Source organism: Streptomyces sp. NRRL F-5122 (genome assembly GCF_001507435.1).
GTDB classification, from domain to species: domain Bacteria; phylum Actinomycetota; class Actinomycetes; order Streptomycetales; family Streptomycetaceae; genus Streptomyces; species Streptomyces lannensis.
On the sequence record NZ_LMWH01000268.1, the window covers coordinates 1 to 19,739 of the forward strand.

Consider the following 19,739-nt stretch of genomic DNA (forward strand, 5'->3'; position numbering starts at 1 on the left):
GGTCAACGACCGCGGCCGCGTCCCCGCGAGCATCCGCGAGGCCTACGAGAAGGCGAACGGCTGAGCGCACGAGCGCAGCAGCCGGACCCGGTGGCACTGTGTCGCCATCGTGTCGACCAGACGCACCAGATCGGGGGCGCCCTCACCGCCCCGCACGGCCGACAGCGTCGGCAGCAGAGGTTCCACCTCGCGTCCCGGCTCGGGGGGCCGCAGCCACACGGCGGCCCCCTGTGACTCGTTCCGGTCCGGGGGGAGCGGCCGGGCTTCCGGGGTGCCGGCCGGACCCGGCGGGAGCGGAGCCTCCATGTGCCCGCCCGCCCCGATCGCCGTGAGATCCAGGGCCAGCGTGCCCCATTCCAGCCATTCGAGCAGTCCGGGTAATTCCTCCGCGCTTCCCGCGGCCACCAGCAGCCGCAGCCTGCCTCGGTACCGTGCCACCGGTGAGGCGGTCCCCAGATGCCGCAGCGCGGCCGGCCCGGCCTCGACGGGCATTTCCAGGACGTCGAAGCGCACCCCGGTCGCCAGCCGCACCGGCTCCCCGGGCAGTGTCGCCCAGCCCAGCCCTTCCTCGTACCAGTGACGCACCGAACTGCTCGGGGCGGGCGGTCTTCGGGGGAGAGGCACCGTGTGGACCATGCCAGGAGCAACAGCGGAAGTCCGTTCGGGGTTACGCTGTGTGTCGAATTCAGTGCGCACAGTGCCGAAAAAGGGGGCATGTGGGGGTGTTCGGCGGCGCAAGGATGTTCGCCCGTAGCGGAGGGAACCGGTGCGCGCGGCATGGAGTGTCAGTGCGTACGGGTAAGACATCCCTAGTGGGAGGGGGCGACCCGCGGAAAAGGCCGTCTCGCGTTCGCCAAAGGCGTACTGGTGAGTGGAGTGACTGCCTGGCCTGCGGGAACATCGTCTCGCACCATCGGGTTGGAGCAGATGTCGGCGTTCGGGGTCAGGAGGCCAAGGACGGTGTCGGCAGTTGGAATGAGCGGTCCCCGCTTGCGGGACTAAGCTGCGGAAGGACAGCGAGGGGAGCGTCCCCTCACTGCCTGACCGCTCTGAGGAGCGATTAACGATGTTCGAGAGGTTCACCGACCGCGCGCGGCGGGTTGTCGTCCTGGCTCAGGAAGAAGCCCGGATGCTCAACCACAACTACATCGGCACCGAGCACATCCTCCTGGGCCTGATCCACGAGGGTGAGGGTGTCGCCGCTAAGGCCCTGGAGAGCCTCGGGATTTCGCTCGAGGCGGTCCGCCAGCAGGTGGAGGAGATCATCGGTCAGGGCCAGCAGGCGCCCTCCGGTCACATTCCCTTCACCCCCCGTGCCAAGAAGGTCCTGGAGCTGTCGCTCCGCGAGGCTCTTCAGCTGGGCCACAACTACATCGGCACGGAGCACATCCTGCTCGGCCTGATCCGTGAGGGCGAGGGCGTCGCCGCCCAGGTCCTGGTCAAGCTGGGCGCAGACCTCAACCGTGTCCGCCAGCAGGTCATCCAGCTGCTGTCGGGCTACCAGGGCAAGGAGACCGCCACCGCAGGCGGCCCGGCCGAGGGCACCCCCTCGACCTCCCTCGTCCTGGACCAGTTCGGCCGGAATCTCACCCAGGCCGCCCGCGAGTCCAAGCTCGACCCGGTCATCGGGCGCGAGAAGGAGATCGAGCGGGTCATGCAGGTGCTGTCCCGCCGGACCAAGAACAACCCGGTGCTCATCGGCGAGCCCGGCGTCGGCAAGACGGCGGTCGTCGAGGGCCTGGCGCAGGCCATCGTCAAGGGCGAGGTGCCCGAGACCCTCAAGGACAAGCATCTCTACACCCTCGACCTGGGCGCGCTGGTCGCGGGCTCCCGCTACCGCGGTGACTTCGAGGAGCGCCTGAAGAAGGTGCTCAAGGAGATCCGCACCCGCGGCGACATCATCCTGTTCATCGACGAGCTGCACACGCTGGTCGGTGCGGGTGCCGCCGAGGGCGCCATCGACGCGGCCTCCATCCTGAAGCCGATGCTGGCCCGCGGTGAGCTGCAGACCATCGGTGCGACCACGCTCGACGAGTACCGCAAGCACCTGGAGAAGGACGCGGCCCTGGAGCGCCGCTTCCAGCCCATCCAGGTCGCGGAGCCGTCCCTGCCGCACACGATCGAGATCCTCAAGGGCCTTCGGGACCGCTACGAGGCCCACCACCGCGTGTCCATCACGGACGAGGCGCTGGTCCAGGCCGCCACCCTGGCCGACCGGTACATCTCGGACCGCTTCCTGCCGGACAAGGCGATCGACCTGATCGACGAGGCCGGTTCCCGGATGCGTATCCGCCGGATGACCGCGCCGCCGGACCTCCGCGAGTTCGACGAGAAGATCGCGGGCGTCCGCCGGGACAAGGAGTCGGCCATCGACTCCCAGGACTTCGAGAAGGCGGCGTCTCTCCGCGACAAGGAGAAGCAGCTGCTGGCGGCGAAGGCCAAGCGGGAGAAGGAGTGGAAGGCCGGCGACATGGACGTCGTCGCCGAGGTCGACGGCGAGCTGATCGCCGAGGTCCTGGCCACGGCCACGGGCATCCCGGTCTTCAAGCTCACCGAGGAGGAGTCCAGCCGCCTGCTCCGCATGGAGGACGAGCTCCACAAGCGGGTCATCGGCCAGGTGGACGCCGTCAAGGCGCTCTCGAAGGCGATCCGCCGTACGCGTGCGGGCCTGAAGGACCCGAAGCGTCCGGGTGGTTCGTTCATCTTCGCGGGCCCGTCCGGTGTCGGTAAGACCGAGCTGTCCAAGGCGCTGGCGGAGTTCCTGTTCGGTGACGAGGACGCGCTGATCTCCCTCGACATGTCGGAGTTCAGCGAGAAGCACACGGTCTCCCGCCTCTTCGGTTCGCCCCCCGGCTACGTGGGCTACGAGGAGGGCGGTCAGCTGACGGAGAAGGTGCGGCGCAAGCCGTTCTCGGTGGTCCTCTTCGACGAGGTCGAGAAGGCCCACCCGGACATCTTCAACTCGCTGCTGCAGATCCTGGAGGACGGTCGTCTGACCGACTCCCAGGGCCGGGTCGTGGACTTCAAGAACACGGTCATCATCATGACGACCAACCTCGGCACCCGGGACATCTCCAAGGGCTTCAACCTGGGCTTCGCCGCCGCCGGCGACACGAAGACCAATTACGAGCGCATGAAGAACAAGGTGTCGGACGAGCTGAAGCAGCACTTCCGGCCCGAGTTCCTCAACCGTGTGGACGACGTGGTCGTCTTCCCGCAGCTGACCCAGGCCGACATCCTGGCGATCGTCGACCTGATGATCGGCAAGGTCGACGAGCGGCTCAAGGACCGGGACATGGGCCTCGAGCTCGCCCAGTCCGCCAAGGAGCTGCTGGCGAAGAAGGGCTACGACCCCGTGCTGGGCGCCCGGCCGCTGCGCCGCACGATCCAGCGCGAGATCGAGGACACGCTGTCCGAGAAGATCCTCTTCGGGGAGCTGCGTCCGGGCCACATCGTGGTCGTGGACACGGAGGGCGAGGGCGACACCCAGACCTTCACCTTCCGCGGTGAGGAGAAGTCGGCACTGCCGGACGTTCCGCCGATCGAGCAGGCGGCCGGTGGCGCGGGCCCGAACCTGAGCAAGGAGGCGTAACCCCTCGGAGGGTTTCGCCGCCGGGGCTGCCCCGGGACTTCGGTCCCGAGGCAGCCCCTTTTTGTGCTTCCGACGGCCTTTCGACGGCGGCACGACCACGGAGAGGGCCTGGATCAGGGCGCGGCCGGGTCATGGGCGGTCCGGTGGGCCGCTGCCGTCCGGCCGCGCGGGGGCCCTGCCGGCCGGTGCGCGGAGTCGGGATGCGCTGTCCCAGGCGCCGCGAGGGCGCATGGCCCGGCCGCCGAGCGCGGTGTCCGGGGCACGGTGCCCTTCTCCGCGCGGACGGTCCGACGGGAGGCCGGACGCTGCCCGCCCCGGTGCGGTGGTGGACCGTGACACGGGCGAACGGTGGTGGACCGTGACACGGGCGTACGCGCCCGCGCGTACGCCGGGCGCCCGAAGGCCCCGCTGCCGCCGGGGCGCAACGGGCACAGGCGGTGGGACGACTTCACCCGGCCGGGCGGACGGGGGGAATCGAGTTCCGGCCGGGGTTTTCACGGCCCTCGAAATACGTCCCGTCAGCCGTAGTCGATCTGTGACGGATGGTCGGCTCGGCGGGCGGCTCCGGTGACATGCCGCACAAGGGGTTCGACTGATACTAGGCACCATAGTCGGGCATGTTTCCGGGCAAAAGGGACTTAACTCACTCTCTTTCGAAGTTGGAATACGGAAATCTCCCCAGTCAGGCGATTGCCCGATATCGGAACCATCTGTCAAGCTTCCTGATTTTTTGCTGCCGAGTACGAGCTATCGTCGTAGATCACCCATTTTGGGCTCGGTCGGTGCTGCGGTTACCAAGAGATGGTCAAGTCCCCGACCTCCGAGGTTCCGATGGTGAAGCGCACCCTGACCCTGCCGTCCCGTACGTTCCGATTCCGCACCCGAGTCGCCGCAATGGCTGCCGGAGTGGGGGCCTCGGCCGTGCTGGGAGTCGGGGTCGCGGTCGCGGCCGGCGCCACCGAGGGCAAGGCCGCCACCGAAGCCGTGGCGGCCAAGGTCCCCGCCGACGCGAAGAAGGCCCCTGTCCGTCCTGCCGAGGCCAAGGCTCCCGCCCGCCCCGCCGAGGCCAAGAAGCCCGCACGTACCGCTCCGATGCGGCCGGGTGCCTGGATGGGCCCGGTCAAGCACTACACGCTCTCCGCGAGCTTCAACCAGGCCGGCGGGATGTGGCAGTCCACCCACAGCGGCCAGGACTTCGCCGTCCCGAGCGGGACGGGTGTCGCCTCGGCGTTCAGCGGTACGGTCGTCAAGGCCGGCCCGAACGGCGCGGGTGACGGGCCGGCGTACGGCAATGCCATCGTCATCCGGCATCCGAACGGCATGTACAGCCAGTACGCCCACCTCTCGCGGATCGACGTCCGCGTGGGTGAGTCGGTCACCCGCGGTGAGCACATCGCGCTCTCCGGTAACACCGGCAACTCCAGCGGGCCCCACCTGCACTTCGAGATCCGCACGACCCCGAACTACGGCTCCGCCGTCGACCCGGTCGCCTACCTGCGGTCCAAGGGCGTCGGTCTCTGACCCGTCCCTACGAGGGCGTGCCCGAGTGCGCCTGAGTCACCAGATCGATGGCGACCTCGAGGACAGCCTTGCGCTTGTCCGCGGGGTCGCCCTCCATCTCCTGCAGGACGAACATCCCCGCGTGCATCGTGAACAGCGCGCTGATGCAGCGGACCTGGTCGGTCAGCGACGCGTCGGGGTCCCTGATGATGTCGCGCATCTCCAGCATGCGGTCCTTGAACTGACTGCCGATGCTCAGTTCGCGAACGGTGGCCTGGTTCTCCTGCATGAAGCGGAAGAGGGGGGTCGCCCCGGCGAGGGCCTCGCTGTAGCGGCGCAGGACCTCCTGCTTGGTCTCCAGGCTGTGCGGCTGCGCCTTGCCCCACTCGATCAGCTCGTCGATGGGCCGGGACAGGTCCTCGAAGATGCTGACGAGGATCTCTTCCTTGGTCCTGAAGTGGTAGTAGAGCGCGGCCTTGGTGACGTCCAGCCGCTCGGCGATCTCGCGCAGCGAGGTCTTCTCGTAGCCCTGCTCGGCGAAGAGTTCGAGCGCCACGTCCTGGATGCGCTGGCGGGTGTCTCCCCGCCCCTGCCGCTTCGTGCCGTCCATGGTGGTGCCGCCCATCCCTCGTAACTCCTCGCGCTCCCGGAAAAACCCTAATGCGCCGTCGGCAGGCAGGCCACCGAAACTTACTTGACGCCCGGCTAGTTACGGGACTACCTTCCCTCAGTGTAGTGAACTAGCCGGGCGGCAAGTAAGTGGTCGACGGCACGCAGTGCTCAGGGGAGTGGGAAAGATGGCGGACAGCGCGGTATCGGCGGGAGCCGACAAACAGCCACGGAGCGTGCGGGTCGTCCTGCTTGCGCTCATGATCGCGATGCTGCTCGCGATGCTCGACAACATGATCGTGGGCACCGCGATGCCGACCATCGTGGGCGAGCTCGGCGGTCTGCAGCACCTGGCATGGGTGGTGACCGCGTACACGCTCGCGACCGCCGCCTCCACACCGCTGTGGGGCAAGCTCGGCGACATGTACGGGCGCAAGGGCTCCTTCATGACGTCGATCGTGATCTTCCTGATCGGATCGGCGCTCAGCGGCATGGCCCAGAACATGGGCGAGCTCATCGGCTTCCGAGCCGTGCAGGGTCTCGGCGCGGGTGGCCTCATGGTCGGCGTCATGGCGATCATCGGCGACATGATCCCGCCGCGGGAGCGCGGCAAGTACCAGGGCATGATGGCCGGGATCATGGCGCTCGCCATGATCGGCGGACCCCTGGTCGGCGGCACCATCACCGACCACTGGGGCTGGCGCTGGGCCTTCTACATCAACCTGCCGCTGGGCGTGGTGGCCCTGCTCGCCGTCAGCGCCGTACTGCACCTGCCCAAGAAGCGCACCAAGGCCCGCATCGACTACCTCGGCGCCGGGCTGCTGACCGTCGGCATCACCTCGATCGTGCTGGTGACCACCTGGGGCGGCAGTGAGTACGCCTGGACCTCGGCGCGGATCATGGAGCTGACCGGGATCGGCGTCGCCTCCCTGATCGGGTTCGTGTTCTGGCAGACGAAGGCCGCCGAGCCGGTCGTCCCGCTGCACATCTTCCGCGGCCGGAACTTCTCGCTGATGTCCGTGATCGGTTTCATCACCGGATTCGTGATGTTCGGCGCGGTGCTCTTCCTCCCGCTGTATCAGCAGGCCGTCCAGGGGGCGTCCGCCACCAACTCCGGGCTGCTGCTCCTGCCCATGCTGGGCGCGATGCTCGTCGTGTCGATGGTCGCGGGGCGGGTCACCACCAACAGCGGCCGGTACAAGATCTTCCCCGTGGCCGGCAGTGTGCTGATGATCGCGGGTCTGTTCCTGCTCTCGCAGATGGACACGGAGACGAGCCGCCTCACCTCGGGTGTGTACATGGCCGTCCTGGGCGCCGGCATGGGCTGCCTGATGCAGATCACCATGCTGGTGGCGCAGAACAGCGTCGAGATGCGGGACATGGGTGTGGCCTCGTCGACCACGACCCTCGCCCGGACCCTCGGCTCCTCGTTCGGCGTCGCGATCATGGGCGCGCTGTTCAACAACCGGGTGCAGCACGTGATGTCCGAGCGGGCGGGCGCCCTCGGGTCGAAGGTCACCGAACAGTCCGCGCAGCTGGACGCGAAGAGCCTGCAGAAGCTGCCCGAGGCCGCCCGCGAGGCCTACCAGCACGCCGTCTCGGCGGGTACGCACTCCGCGTTCCTGCTGGGCTCGGTGGTGGCGGTGGCGGCGCTGCTGGCCGCGGTGTTCGTGAAGGAGGTCCCGCTGCGCGGCGCGGGGCACGACAAGCAGGCCGGGGCCGCGGCTGGGGACGCCGCGGATGCGCAGCCGGCGGTGGCAGAGGCCGTCTGACACGCGCGGACTCCGGTCCCGAAGACCCCCGGCGCTGTCCGCCCCGGGGGTCTTCGTCCGTCCACGGCTCAGGGCGATGTCGGTGCTCCGTGGCAGCATCGAAGCCGTGGACAGGATGCGGCAGCTGCGGCTCGCCAAGGACGCGATGGACCGGGACTGGGCCGACCCGGATCTGGATCTCGACGCCGTCGCCGCGCACGCCGGGTACTCGAGGTATCACTTCATCAGGGCGTTCAAGGCGGCCTACGGCGAGACCCCCGGCCAGTATCTGACGCACCGGCGGATCGAGCGGGCCGAGGACCTGCTGCGTACCGCGAACCTGACCGTGACCGAGATCTGCCATCTCGTGGGATTCAGCAGCGTCGGCACGTTCTCCGCCCGGTTCAAGGCCTGGACGGGCCTCACCCCCAGCGAGTACCGGACCAAGCACGTGGCCCGCGGGGCCGCGCTCATTCCGGGCTGCTACGCGATGCTCTGGGCCGGCGGGTTCCGTTCCGGGCCCGGGGCGCCGGACCGCAATTCCGGAGAAGCGCCCTGATGCCCCAGGTGCCTACCGTGGGGGCGCAGAAGAAACCACCCGCCTCCGGGAGCACGCCATGATCAAAGGCCTCGCCATCACGACCGTCTGGGTCCTCGACCAGGACCGGGCCAAGGAGTTCTACACGCAGAAGCTCGGCCTCGAGGTCCGTACGGACATGACCATGGGGGAGGGCGGCATGCGCTGGATCACGGTCGGCGCCCCCGACCAGCCCGACGTCGAGTTGACGCTCATGGTGCCCGGTCCGCCCGCGATGGACCCCGAGTCCGCCGAGATGATGAAGAAGCTCGTGGCCAAGGGCGCGCTCGGCGCCGGGGTGCTGGCCACCGACGACATCCACGGTGACTACAAGAGGCTGAAGGACCGCGGCGTGGAGTTCCTCCAGGAGCCGCAGGAGCGGCCGTACGGCACCGAGGCGCTCTTCCGCGACGACTCCGGCAACTGGTTCTCCTTCACCCAGCGCCGGGAGGGCGGCCTGGATCTGGACAAGGACTGGTCCAGCCAGGCGTAGGTGTGTCAGCCCCCGGACAGCGGCAGCATCGGGAAGCTGCCGGTGTTCGTCGGCGCGTGCTCCGGCAGCCAGAGCACGGCGACCGCCCCCTCGGCCGCCATGTGCTCCGGGGCCCCGGTGGGCCGGATGTTGCGGAAGGTCAGTCGTGCGCCCAGTACCCGCGCCTGGCCCGCCGCGATCGTCAGACCCAGGCCGTAGCCGGTGCCCGAGCGGTCCGTGCGGCCTGTGCGGAAGCGCTGCGGACCGTCCGAGAGCAGTTCCTCCGGGAAGCCCGTGCCGTGGTCCCGGACCCGGATCACCCGGCCCTCGACCGACACCTCGATCGGCGGCTTGCCGTGCCGGGCCGCGTTCGCCAGCAGGTTGAACAGCACACGCTCCAGACGGCGCGGGTCCGTGGTGACCTCCGACTCGTGGATCACCCGGACCTCGGTGTCCGGGTCCTTCGCCGCCACCCGCCGGGCCACGAACTCGCCGAGCATGATGTCGTGCAGTTCGGCACGCTCGGAGGCCCCGTCCAGCCGGGCCACCTCCAGGACGTCCTCCACCAGCGTGCGCATCGCCTGTGCACGGTCCAGCACCAGCTCGGTCGGGCGGCCCGGCGGGAGGAGCTCCGCCGCGGTGAGCAGGCCCGTGACGGGCGTACGCAGCTCGTGGGCGATGTCCGCCGTGACCCGGCGCTCCGCCTCCAGACGCTGCTGGAGCGCGTCCGCCATCGCGTCCACCGCGCGCGCCAGATCGTCGGTCTCGTCGCGCACGACTCCACCGATGGCCTCCCGGACACGGACGTCGGTCTCCCCCGCGGCCACCCGGTTCGCCGCGGCCGCCGCCTTGCGCAGCCGCCCGGACAGCTGCCCGCCGATGAGTACACCGAGCGCCGAGCCGCCGAGGACGACCGCGATGGATCCGATGAACAGCGCCTGGTCGAGGTCCTTCATCACATCGGCACCGCGGTCGGTGAAACGGGTGTGCAGGGACAGCACCCGCCCGTCCTTGAGCGGTACCGCGGCCCAGATGTCCGGCACACCGTGTGGGCCCTCGGACACATAGGTGGCACGCCGGCCCTCGGCCACCTTCTCCAGCAGGTCCCGCGGGATGGCCGGGTCGTCGACCTTGACCCCGAAGGACTGGGTGCGCCCGGATTCGTACATCCGCTGGGCCACCTGGATACGTTCGTCGGCGAGATCGCGCGAGTTGTCGAGCATCGAGACGCGCGCCGCATTGTGCACGACCAGGCTCAGCGCTATCGCCACCAGCGCGCCGACCAGCGCGATCGCCGCACTGAGCTTCCATCTGAGACCCGTCCGTATGGCGTCGTCCGGGATCAGGCGTCGAAGAGAACCGCGCATCCCCGGCTCAGGCCTTCAGCTTGTAGCCGAAGCCCCGGACCGTCTCGATCCGGTCCTGGCCGATCTTCGTGCGCAGCCGCTGCACATGGACGTCGACGACCCGGGTGTCACCGCCCCAGCCGTAGTCCCAGACGCGTTCCAGCAGTTTGTCGCGCGACAGCACCGTGCCGGGCGCCGACGAGAACTCCAGCAGCAACCGCATCTCGGTCGGCGTGAGCGCCACCGGCTGCCCCGAGCGCCGTACCTCCATGCCCTCGGTGTCGATCTCCAGCTCGCCGAAGCTGAGCACCCCGCCGTCCTGTGCCGAGGTGTCCTCGGACCCGCGGTCGGCGCCGCCCGCGTGCCCGAACCGGCGCAGCACGGCGCGGATGCGCGCGACCAGCACGGCGCCGTCGAACGGCTTGGTCACATAGTCGTCGGCTCCGGCCTCCAGCCCGAGCACGACGTCGATCGAGTCGGCGCGGGCGGACACCATGATCACCGGCACGGTCGACTCGTCGCGGATACGGCGGCACAGGCTGACGCCGTCCAGGCCGGGGACCATCACGTCCAGCAGGGCGATGTCCGGGCGGCGAGTGCGGAAGGCCTTCAGGCCGGACAGTCCGTCGGGCATGGCGGTGACCGCGAAGCCGTCCCGTTCCAGGGCGAGTTGGGTGGCCTCGCGGATGACGTCGTCGTCCTCGACGAACAGGACGTGGGTCTGCTCTGCCATCCGCCGCTCTCAGTTCCCGGCGGGGGCCGGCGTGCCGCCGTCGCCCACCGCATTGCTGTACTCGTTGCGTGTGCTGGTCACGAAGGCGAAGTGGTTGCCCCTCCAGCTGTACGTGATCACATCCTCGCTGGAGGGATACGACACCGGGTCGCCCTTCTCGTAGATCTGCTGGGTCACCACCAGGTCACCACGGTCTATCTCGGCGTAGACCGGCGGCTCCTCGGCCTTGAACACATTCTGGTACCTGCGGTTCTCCATGCGGTACACGTACGAGCCGACGCCGACGGCGTCGCCGCAGGTCATCACGTTGACCACGATGTCGCTGGCGGTACCGCGGGTCACGTCGCCGTAGGACACGTCGATCGGGTACTCGTCGGCCACACACGGCTTCAGATCGTCCTTGACCGCCTTCGCGACCCTGGGGTCGGCCTTGACCATCCGCACGACGTCCAGCCGTGTCGGCTCCTTGGCGGCCGGCGAGCGCGAGACGGAGGGGGAGGGGGCGGCGCTCGGGACCACCGCGTCACTGGCCGCCGGACCCTCGTCCCGGGCTCCGGTGCCGCCGGTGGCGCAGCCGGAGACGAAAAGCCCGACGGCGGCGATCGCGGCCGTCGCCACGATCACCGCTCTCAGGGCTCCTCGGGGCTCCCTGGCCCCCGTGCCTAGGCCGCGCAACGCTCCCGCTCCTCACGCTCCAGCGCGCGTGCGTCCAGGTCGCGCGCCTCCAGCTCCTCCCGGAGCCGGGCGAGCGCCCGGTGCAGCGTGCTCTTGACGGTACCGGCCGACATGCCGAGAGCGGCGGCCGTCTCCTCCGTGGACATCTGCTCCCAGTGTCGCAGCACGACGACACTGCGCTGCTTCGGCGCGAGGACCTTCAGGACGTCCATCAGCAGGGCCCGGTCGGCGTGCTGCTCGGTGGAGTCGTCCACGGACGCGTCCGGGAGCTGCTCGGTGGGGACCTCCTCGAGCCGGCGGGCGCGCCACCACTCGGTACGCGTGTTGATCATGACGCGCCGCAGATAGGCGTCCGCCAGGCGCTTGTCGGCGATGCCGTCCCAGCGGCCGTAGGTGCGCACAAGCGCCGTCTGCAGCAGGTCCTGCGCGTCGGTCGGGTCGGGAACCAGCCGGCGGGCGCTGCGCAACAGCGCGTCCTGCCGGGTACGGACGTACTCCTCGAACTCGAGCACCTCTCCCTGCGCCATTCCGACCGCCTCCGTTCCCCGTGTCCGACGTCTCCCGCGGCTGCGTCCCACAGCCGGGTGCCGGTTCTGCTCAGCCCGTGTCATCCGTGTGCCGCCCTTTCGGTGGCACGTCTATGAAGCTACGGAGGAGTTGTCACGGGGTTGTGCGAGGCAGCCTGCGGAGAGCCCTCGGCTGTCCGTCGGTTGTGTAACGGACGAGGGAACAGCGTTGGGATGGGGGGTAGTTGGGGAGGTTATGGGGTGATTTGTCCGTCTGGGGGTGTGAGACATCGGTGATGTGGCGAGCCGAGCGACGTGACATGGCGCGCCGGCTGCGGTGGAGCGGTCGAGTGCCGGACGCGGATGGACCGTCCGGGCGCGGCGGGTGGGGCGCGCGCCCGGACGGTAGGGGGTCAGGTGAGCGGAAGACGGTAGAGACCGCCGGGCAGCGGCTCCACGAGTCCGTCGGAGACCAGGGCGTCCAGGGCGCGGGCCCGCTGCACCGGCTCGTCCCAGACCCGGTCGAGGATCGACTGGGGGACCGGGGTGACGGCCTCGCGCAGCACGGCCAGCAGCCGTCCGCGCACCTGACGGTCCGTCCCCGCGTACGTCTGGCCGCGGCGCGGGGGGCCGTCGTGCTCCGGCTTCCCGGCCAGCTGCCAGGCGCACTGCGCGGAGATCGGGCAGCGATGACAGCTCTCGTTCTTCGCGGTGCAGATCAGCGCGCCCAGTTCCATGGACGCGGCCGCCCAGCGGGAAGCCGTGCGCTCGTCCTCGGGCAGGAGCTCACGGGCGAGCCTGCGCTCGGCGGCGGTGGTGGCGTTGGGCGGGTACTGCGTACCGGTGACCGCGCGGGCGAGCACGCGGCGCACATTGGTGTCCAGGACCGGATGGCGCTGGCCGTAGGCGAAGGAGGCCACGGCCGCGGCCGTGTACTCACCGATGCCGGGCAGGGCCAGCAACTGGGCGTGTTCGGTCGGTACGTCGCCGCCGTGCCGTTCCGTTATGGCCACGGCCGCGCCGTGCAGGCGCAGGGCGCGACGCGGATAGCCCAGGCGGCCCCAGGCGCGGACGGCCTCGCCGGGTGGTTCCTTGGCCAGGTCGGCCGGGCGCGGCCAGCGGATGAGCCACTGCTCGTAGACGGGCAGCACGCGGTTGACCGGCGTCTGCTGCAGCATGAACTCACTGACCATCACGCCCCACGGTCCGGCCTCGGGCCGCCGCCAGGGGAGATCGCGGGCGTGCTCGTCGAACCAGGCGATGACCGGGCCGTGCAGTGCCCCGCCGGGGGCTCGGCCGGTGGGGGCGTCGGAGGTGTCGTCGGTCTGGGCGGGGGCGGGAGTGGGGGTGGTGGGTGCAGTCATGACGCTGTCGATCCTGCCACGGGAGGGGCCGCAGGGCGGGCGACCGGGCCGGGTCGGAGTGGTTGTGTCGGTGGGCGCCCCCGTGATGGCGGGGTGGAGCGCACCTGTGCCTCTTGGGTACGGGTGTTCGGAGGTGACCCCGGTGCCGCGGTCCGTCCGGGGGCGGGGGCGGGTTCAAGGGACGGCGTCCGAGGGGTGAGGGCCGGTTGTTCACGGGTCGGGCCGTCCGGGCGGCGCGAGGCGGTTCGGTGGGGTGGGCGGGGGAGGACCGGCCGGCAGGTGTGGGTGCCGCGTGCCCGAGTCGGGTTTCTCCGACTTCGTGTGCGGTCGTCGTACGGGGGACGTCCCGCTGCCCGCTGCCCGCGGTCGAGTGTGGGCTCCGAGCCGGCGGCCCGCACTCGGGTGCGTCGGCCGCCGCTCTGGACGCACAGAGGGTGCCCGGGTCCGGTGCGGACGTACGGTCCGCGGGCCCACGACACGTAATGATCATGGGAAAGTTGGGTTTATGGGGCGGGTGGCGCAAGGCCCGCGGCGGATCTCTCGTACAGTTTGGGCCGTGGGATCTCTGCGCAATCCGGTCGGGCCGCTTCCCTCCTCCATCTACTGGCGACGGAGGGCCGTACTGCTGTCCGTGCTGGCCCTGTTGGCGCTGCTCGTCGCGTGGGTGGTCACCACCTCCGGCGGCGGCAAGAGCGGCGCGGACGGGTCCAACGGCAAGCACCCCACGTCCTCCATCACGCCGGGACCGTCGGGCAGCGGGCCCGCGATAAGCCAACACCCGGGCGGGCGCGACGAGTCGTCCGGCGGCGGGGGTTCGGACGAGTCGTCCGGCGGCTCGGGGTCCGGGGACTCCGGTGGAGCGGGCGCCGGGTCCGGCGGATCGGACGAGGGCGTGGGCGGCGGCGGTTCCACCGGCGGTCAGCTGCCCGCCGGTTCGGGTTCCTCGCTGCCCAACTGTGCCTCGGGATCGGTGCAGTTGACGCTGAAGAGCGTCCACAACTCCTACGCCCCCGGCGAGACCCCCACGTTCGAGCTGATCGCCAAGAACTCCTCCGGCAGCGACTGCAAGGTCGATCTCGGGCCCAAGAACGCGGTGTTGACCATCACCCAGACCGGCAGCGACGACGGCGTCTGGTCCTCGGCCGACTGCCCGAGCGGATCCGGGAGCGTGCTGTTCCGTGTGCCCGCGAACAACGAGGTGACGTACACGGTGAAGTGGGACCGCAAGCCCAGCGCCCCGAACTGTGCGACGCCACCGGCCGGTACGGCTTCGGCGGGCACCTACCTCGTGGAGGCTCAGGCCTCCGGGTTCCCGAAGGCCCAGACCTCGTTCGTGCTCTCGAAGGACTGAGCGCCGGTCAGGACGACGACCGGCCCATCGCCCGGCGGCGGCGCTTGCCGAGCGGTGCCTGGGAGAGGTCCTCGGCCGTGGAGCGGAGGTTCTTGTAGCCGTAGCCGTGTTCGTCGAGCCAGGCCCTGGCGGATTCCTCGGCGCGTTCCGTCGCGGTCAGGATGTCCTCCTCGGCCTCGCCCGAGTCAAGGAACCGGAAGGTGAAGGCGGGGCGGGCGGCCACGTCGTAGCTGAGGTGGCCCTCCGGGGTGAAGGCCGCGCGCAGCACGTCGTGCTCCGCGGCCCGTGCGAGGAGTTCTGCTCGTTGTCCGTCGGCGAGGCCGTCGAAGAAGCCGCGGACCGTGACACGGAAGGTGCGGGTGCTCATCCCTCGAACGTAGACGCGGTGCGTGGTGCGTCTCCACCGGGTTTTCCGGCCGGCCGCCGAACCTCGGGGGCGGGGGCCGCAGTGTGACCGCGGAGGCGTCGGGGCGACCGCTGGGCGCCGTGCGGCCGCCGGCTAGACGTAACGCTCGAGGATGGACGACTCCGCCAGGCGCGACAGCCCCTCGCGCACACTGCGGGCCCGGGCCTCGCCGACGCCGTCCACCGTCTGCAGGTCGTCCACACTTGCCGCGAGCAGCTTCTGCAGGCCGCCGAAGTGCTCCACCAGGCGCTCGATGATGGCGCCGGGCAGCCGCGGAACCTTCGCGAGCAGACGGAAACCACGGGGCGACACCGCCGAGTCCAGGGTTTCGGGGGAGCCGGTGTACCCCAAGGCGCGGGCCACCGTGGGCAGTTCGAGAAGCTCGGCGTGGGTCAGCGCGTCCAGCTCGGAGAGTGCCTCCTCCACCGTGCGGGAGCGCTTCGCGGTGGGCTCGGGGACGTAGTCCCGCACCACCAGCTCCCGCTCGGGCTCCACGCCCGCGATCAACTCGTCCAGTTGCAGGGCGAGCAGACGGCCGTCCGTGCCCAGTTCGACGACGTATTCGGCGATTTCGGTGGCGATACGGCGGACCATCTCCAGCCGCTGGGACACCGCCGAGACGTCCCGGACCGTCACCAGGTCCTCGATCTCCAGCGCGGACAGCGTGCCCGCCACCTCGTCCAGGCGGAGCTTGTACCGCTCCAGGGTGGCCAGGGCCTGGTTCGCGCGGGACAGGATCGCCGCCGAGTCCTCCAGGACCCGGCGCTGCCCGTCGACGTACAGCGCGATCAGGCGCATCGACTGGGACACGGAGACCACGGGGAAGCCGACCTGCTTGCTCACCCGGTCCGCGGTGCGGTGGCGGGTGCCGGTCTCCTCCGTGGGGATCGTCGGGTCCGGCACCAGCTGCACACCGGCCCGCAGGATCTTCGACAGGTCCGAGGAGAGGACGAGGGCGCCGTCCAGCTTGCACAGCTCCCGCAGCCGCGTCGCCGTGAACTCGACATCGAGGACGAAACCGCCCGTGCACATCGTTTCGACGGTCTTGTCCGAGCCGAGCACGATGAGGCCGCCGGTGTTGCCCCGGAGTACGCGCTCGAGGCCGTCACGCAGGCCCGTGCCCGGCGCCACGGCGCTCAGCGAGGCGCGCATCAGGCCCTCGGTACCGGAGCTCCCGCCGGACTTTCCGGGAGCTGCCGCCCGGTCGTTGGCTGCCACTGCACTCCTCCGGTCGCAGGTTCTTCAGGCGCTCCCGTGTCGCACACTCGGTTCGTACGGACGGGCGAGACCAGGGCAAAGTCTACCGGCGGTCCTCCTCCTCCCGCGGGGCCTCTCGTCGACGGGAGCGTGGAAGGACCCGCAGGGCGTCCCCTATGTCCCCCACTTCCAGCACCTTCATGCCGGGCGGGACCTTTCCCGGATCACCCGGAACGAGTGCGTGCGTGAACCCCAGACGGTGTGCTTCGGCCAGTCGCCGCTGGACCCCGGTGACCCGTCTGACCTCGCCCGCGAGTCCCACTTCGCCGATCGCCACCAGGTTCTTCGGCAGGGGGGTGTCGCTCGCGGCGCTCGCCAGGGCCAGGGCCACCGCCAGATCGGCGGCGGGCTCGGAGAGTTTCACCCCGCCGACGGTCGCGGAGTAGATGTCCCGCTTGCCCAGGGCGCTGATGCGGCCCCGCTGCTCCAGGACGGCCAGCATCATCGAGACGCGGGAGGTCTCCAAGCCGGACGTCGTGCGCCGCGGGGAGGGGATCTGCGAGTCGACGGTCAGGGCCTGGACCTCCGCCACCAGCGGGCGGCGGCCCTCCAGCGTCACGGTCAGGCAGGTGCCGGGGACCGGCTCGTCCCGGCGGGTCAGGAACAGGCCGCTGGGATCGGCGAGGCCCGTGATGCCCTCGTCGTGCAGCTCGAAGCAGCCGACCTCGTCCGTCGCGCCGTAGCGGTTCTTGACTCCGCGTACGAGGCGCAGGCGCGCGTGCCGGTCGCCCTCGAAGTGCAGCACGACGTCCACCAGGTGCTCGAGCAGGCGCGGGCCCGCGATCGCCCCGTCCTTGGTGACGTGGCCCACGAGCAGGGTGGACATGCCGCGTTCCTTGGAGGCGCGGATGAGTGCTCCGGCGACCTCGCGCACCTGGGCCATGCCGCCGGGGGCACCGTCGATCTCGGGGGAGGCGACGGTCTGTACCGAGTCGAGGATCAGCAGCGAGGGCTTGACGGCGTCCAAGTGACCGAGGACCGTGGCGAGATCGGTCTCCGCGGCGAGGTAGAGGTGGTCGTCGATGGCCCCGATGCGGTCGGCGCGCAGGCGCACCTGGCTCGCCGACTCCTCGCCGGTCACATACAGCGTGCGGTGCTCGTCGCTCGCCGCCTTGGCCGCGACGTCGAGCAGGAGCGTGGACTTGCCGACTCCGGGCTCGCCGGCGAGCAGTACGACCGCGCCGGGCACGAGTCCGCCGCCGAGGACGCGGTCCAGCTCGGGCACGCCGGTGGTGCGGGCGGTCGCCTGCCGTCCGTCGACCTGGCCGATGGGCAGTGCGGAACTCGTCACCCGGCCCGGTGCCGTCGTCCGCACGGCGGGCGCGCCGTACTCCTCGATCGTGCCCCAGGCCTGGCACTCGGGGCAGCGGCCGAGCCACTTGGCCGTCTGCCAGCCGCACTCGGTGCAGCGGTAGGACGGCCGGTCCTTGGTGGTCTTCGTACGGGCAGCCATGGACGGAACCGTAGCGGGGCCCTCTGACACCGCGAGCACCGCCGGGTCGGCCCCCTCGGCGGCCGGCTCCCCACGGCCGGGTGGACGGCGACGGATCCCGCGCTCCCACGGCGACGGTCCGGCGACCGCGACCCGTCCTCGGTGCGTCGCACGTCACGGCGTGCCGAGGGGCGCGGCGGGCACGGACGTGACGCAGGTCACTCTCAAGGAGGCGCGCCCACGGCGTGTCCGCGCACCGGTCCGCCCGCGGGTCCGACGTCGCGGAATAGGCCATTCCGGTCCCTGTGTGAGGGATCGTTTCACCCGTACGGAGTAAAAGTGCTCAAGGAGGAAGAAGGCACCACCTGTCGGCGCCTACGGTCGCACAGGTGATGAGCAGCAGGCCGGAGACCTCCACGCACGCCGGCGGCGCGCACCCGGCGCGAAGGGACTCGCGCAAGCGGGGCAGGGCGCCTCGCGGCGCACACACGCGCACCCCGGCGCAGCGGCCGCCCGGGCGTTACGACGCCTACCTGGACGGCCTGTTCACCTACTGCCTGTCCGTGTTGTGCGATCACGACGCGGCGACCGCAGCCCTGGCGGACGCGCTGGCGCTCGCCGAGCGCCGCGGCACGCGCGGTCCGCAGTCCGCCGACGACTGCCGGGCCTGGCTGTACGCCCTGGCCCGCTGGTCCTGTCTGCGCCGGCTCGCCGAGGCGCGGCGGCGCAGACAGCCCGGCCATGCCGTCGGGCGCGGCAGCGGCTCCCGCGGGTACAAGGACTCCGCCGACCGGCGCGCCGCCGAGGCGATCGGCGCGGCCCCCGTCTCCGAGGAGACCGAGGAGGAGCGCCGCCGGGAGCTCGCCCGGCTCGCCTGGCCGGAGGCCGCAGGCACCACTCCGGAGCAGCGCGAGGCGCTGGAGCTCGCCGTGCGCCATCAGCTCGCCGCTCCGGAGGTCGCCGCCGTGCTCGGCATGGACCTCGCCGTCGCCAGGGAACTCCTCGCCTCCGCCGCCTGCGAGGTCGAGCGCACCCGCGCCGCCCTCGCCGTCGTCGAGACCGGCACCTGTCCGAGCGTCGCCCGCCTCACCGGCGACCACCGCCTGGTGCTCAGCGCCACCCTGCGCCGTGAACTCGTCCGGCACGTCGACGACTGCCCGCGCTGCCGCCGTACCGCCGAGCGCGCGGTGCCCGGCACCTGGCCAGGCACGAGCGTGACGCCCGCGGCGCTCCCCGTCCTCGAGGCGCCCCGCACCGCCCTTCGCACCGCGGTGGCACACACTCCCCGCGCGCGGGGCGGCGCTCCCCGCTTCGACCGGCGCGGCTTCCCCATGGACCCCAAGGACCACGCGGCCCGCCGCGACCGCCTGCGCGCGCGTGCCGTCACGACGACCGTGGTCGCCACCGTGATCGCGGCCCCCGTGCTCGCCCTGTGGGCGGCCTACCGCGGCCCCCTCACCGGTGAGGGGGCCGACGGACGCCCCACCACCGCACGGGAGGCACACGGCACCGACGCCCTCGACGGCGAGGGCGCGGGCGGCTACGAGAACGCGGGCAACGCCAGCGCCCGGCCCGGCACGCCCTTCGGCAAGGACGGCCGCGCCCCGGATGTCTCGGTCGAGGTCATCGGGGTGAGGAAGGGCGCGCCCGGCGAGGGACAGCTGAAGGTGGCGGCCCACAGCGACGGCACCACCACGCTCATCACGCTGACGGCGTCCGGCGACGCGCCGGTTCGCTGGTCCGTGTCGACGAAAGCCCCCTGGCTCTATACGAACCGGTCCTCCGGCACGCTCGCGCCAGGAGAATCGTTCACTGTCCGAGTGCACGTGGACCACCTCCGCGAGCCCGCCGGCTCCTGGCACGCGCGCGTGGCCGTGGCCCCCGCGGGCGCGGTGGTCACGATCGACGGATACGGGACCGCGGGCCCGCCCGGCCCCCGGCCCACCCCGGATCCCCCTGGGCCGTCCGTCCCCCCGCCGAGCGATCCGCCGTCGAGCGGCCCGGACCCCACGACGAGCGAGCCGACCCCGTCGGATCCCCCGTCCACGGATCCGACGCCCACCGACCCTCCGGCCTCGACCCCGCCGCCGCCCACCGACAGCGGCACGCCGAGCCCGCCCTCCTAGGCGCCCGTCACCGTGGGTGAGCGGGGCGACGGCCGTACACCG

Annotated in this window: 18 protein-coding genes; 8 read left to right on the forward strand and 10 right to left on the reverse strand. The window is 71.0% G+C overall.

Annotation, left to right across the window (positions count from 1 at the left end):
* On the forward strand, positions 1–64 hold a 64-nt coding region (locus ADL25_RS49370), incomplete at its 5' end, for an Lsr2 family protein (protein ID WP_234381189.1).
* On the opposite strand, the gene ADL25_RS37005 is transcribed toward ADL25_RS49370, so the two are convergent.
* Positions 43–636, reverse strand: coding sequence for an SCO3374 family protein (locus tag ADL25_RS37005; protein WP_059132310.1), 594 nt, complete (start codon positions 634–636; stop codon positions 43–45). The genes ADL25_RS49370 and ADL25_RS37005 overlap by 22 nt on opposite strands.
* A 430-nt stretch (positions 637–1,066) precedes the next feature.
* Between ADL25_RS37005 and ADL25_RS37010 the strand changes: the two genes are divergently transcribed.
* Together ADL25_RS37010 and ADL25_RS37015 are read left to right on the forward strand one after the other, a co-directional pair.
* Positions 1,067–3,592: an ATP-dependent Clp protease ATP-binding subunit gene (locus ADL25_RS37010; RefSeq protein ID WP_059132311.1), complete on the forward strand. Its 2,526-nt coding sequence runs from the start codon at positions 1,067–1,069 to the stop codon at positions 3,590–3,592.
* 831 nt (positions 3,593–4,423) lie between these two features.
* A complete protein-coding gene (locus ADL25_RS37015; protein ID WP_059132341.1) occupies positions 4,424–5,113 on the forward strand; it encodes a M23 family metallopeptidase in 690 nt (229 codons plus the stop codon).
* Between the two features lie 7 nt (positions 5,114–5,120).
* Here ADL25_RS37015 and ADL25_RS37020 read toward each other — a convergent pair whose 3' ends face one another.
* On the reverse strand, positions 5,121–5,717 hold the full coding sequence (locus tag ADL25_RS37020) for a TetR/AcrR family transcriptional regulator (RefSeq protein ID WP_059132312.1): 597 nt from the start codon (positions 5,715–5,717) through the stop codon (positions 5,121–5,123).
* 172 nt (positions 5,718–5,889) lie between these two features.
* Here ADL25_RS37020 and ADL25_RS37025 point away from each other — a divergent pair, with 172 nt between their 5' ends.
* From ADL25_RS37025 to ADL25_RS37035, 3 genes are all read left to right on the forward strand, one after another.
* Positions 5,890–7,473 (forward strand): MDR family MFS transporter, encoded by a 1,584-nt coding sequence (locus ADL25_RS37025; RefSeq protein WP_059132313.1) that lies wholly within the window; start codon positions 5,890–5,892, stop codon positions 7,471–7,473.
* Between the two features lie 115 nt (positions 7,474–7,588).
* On the forward strand, positions 7,589–8,011 hold the full coding sequence (locus tag ADL25_RS37030) for a helix-turn-helix transcriptional regulator (RefSeq protein ID WP_059132342.1): 423 nt from the start codon (positions 7,589–7,591) through the stop codon (positions 8,009–8,011).
* Positions 8,012–8,069: 58 nt separating this feature from the next.
* Complete coding sequence (locus tag ADL25_RS37035) at positions 8,070–8,522, forward strand: VOC family protein (protein ID WP_059132314.1); 453 nt, start codon at positions 8,070–8,072, stop codon at positions 8,520–8,522.
* Between the two features lie 5 nt (positions 8,523–8,527).
* Here ADL25_RS37035 and cseC read toward each other — a convergent pair whose 3' ends face one another.
* From cseC to ADL25_RS37060, 5 genes are all read right to left on the reverse strand, one after another.
* Entirely contained in the window at positions 8,528–9,868 is a 1,341-nt protein-coding gene (gene cseC, locus ADL25_RS37040; RefSeq protein WP_059132315.1) for a two-component system sensor histidine kinase CseC, read from the reverse strand.
* A gap of 7 nt (positions 9,869–9,875) precedes the next feature.
* Positions 9,876–10,580, reverse strand: coding sequence for a two-component system response regulator CseB (cseB, locus tag ADL25_RS37045; RefSeq protein WP_059132316.1), 705 nt, complete (start codon positions 10,578–10,580; stop codon positions 9,876–9,878).
* Between the two features lie 9 nt (positions 10,581–10,589).
* Positions 10,590–11,255 carry a hypothetical protein gene (locus ADL25_RS37050; RefSeq protein WP_234381188.1) on the reverse strand — a complete coding sequence of 222 codons (666 nt, stop codon included), beginning with the start codon at positions 11,253–11,255 and terminating at the stop codon, positions 10,590–10,592.
* The gene (locus ADL25_RS37055; RefSeq protein WP_059132318.1) at positions 11,243–11,782 is read right to left on the reverse strand and encodes a SigE family RNA polymerase sigma factor; all 540 of its coding nucleotides are present in this window, start codon (positions 11,780–11,782) and stop codon (positions 11,243–11,245) included. The genes ADL25_RS37050 and ADL25_RS37055 overlap by 13 nt, the downstream gene beginning before the upstream one ends.
* Positions 11,783–12,174: 392 nt before the next feature.
* Positions 12,175–13,125: an A/G-specific adenine glycosylase gene (locus ADL25_RS37060; RefSeq protein ID WP_059132319.1), complete on the reverse strand. Its 951-nt coding sequence runs from the start codon at positions 13,123–13,125 to the stop codon at positions 12,175–12,177.
* A 556-nt stretch (positions 13,126–13,681) separates the two neighbouring features.
* Here ADL25_RS37060 and ADL25_RS37065 point away from each other — a divergent pair.
* Positions 13,682–14,476 carry a hypothetical protein gene (locus tag ADL25_RS37065; protein ID WP_059132320.1) on the forward strand — a complete coding sequence of 265 codons (795 nt, stop codon included), beginning with the start codon at positions 13,682–13,684 and terminating at the stop codon, positions 14,474–14,476.
* A 7-nt stretch (positions 14,477–14,483) separates the two neighbouring features.
* Here ADL25_RS37065 and ADL25_RS37070 read toward each other — a convergent pair whose 3' ends face one another.
* The 3 genes from ADL25_RS37070 to radA all read right to left on the reverse strand — a co-directional run bounded on the left by ADL25_RS37070 (position 14,484) and on the right by radA (position 17,592).
* Positions 14,484–14,843 (reverse strand): DUF6204 family protein, encoded by a 360-nt coding sequence (locus ADL25_RS37070; protein WP_059132321.1) that lies wholly within the window; start codon positions 14,841–14,843, stop codon positions 14,484–14,486.
* 132 nt (positions 14,844–14,975) lie between these two features.
* Positions 14,976–16,100, reverse strand: a complete 1,125-nt coding sequence (disA, locus tag ADL25_RS37075; RefSeq protein WP_059132322.1) for a DNA integrity scanning diadenylate cyclase DisA — start codon at positions 16,098–16,100, stop codon at positions 14,976–14,978.
* 82 nt (positions 16,101–16,182) lie between these two features.
* Positions 16,183–17,592, reverse strand: coding sequence for a DNA repair protein RadA (gene radA / locus ADL25_RS37080; protein ID WP_059132323.1), 1,410 nt, complete (start codon positions 17,590–17,592; stop codon positions 16,183–16,185).
* Positions 17,593–17,960: 368 nt separating this feature from the next.
* Between radA and ADL25_RS37085 the strand changes: the two genes are divergently transcribed.
* On the forward strand, positions 17,961–19,697 hold the full coding sequence (locus ADL25_RS37085) for a BACON domain-containing protein (RefSeq protein WP_059132324.1): 1,737 nt from the start codon (positions 17,961–17,963) through the stop codon (positions 19,695–19,697).
* Positions 19,698–19,739: the final 42 nt, after the last annotated feature.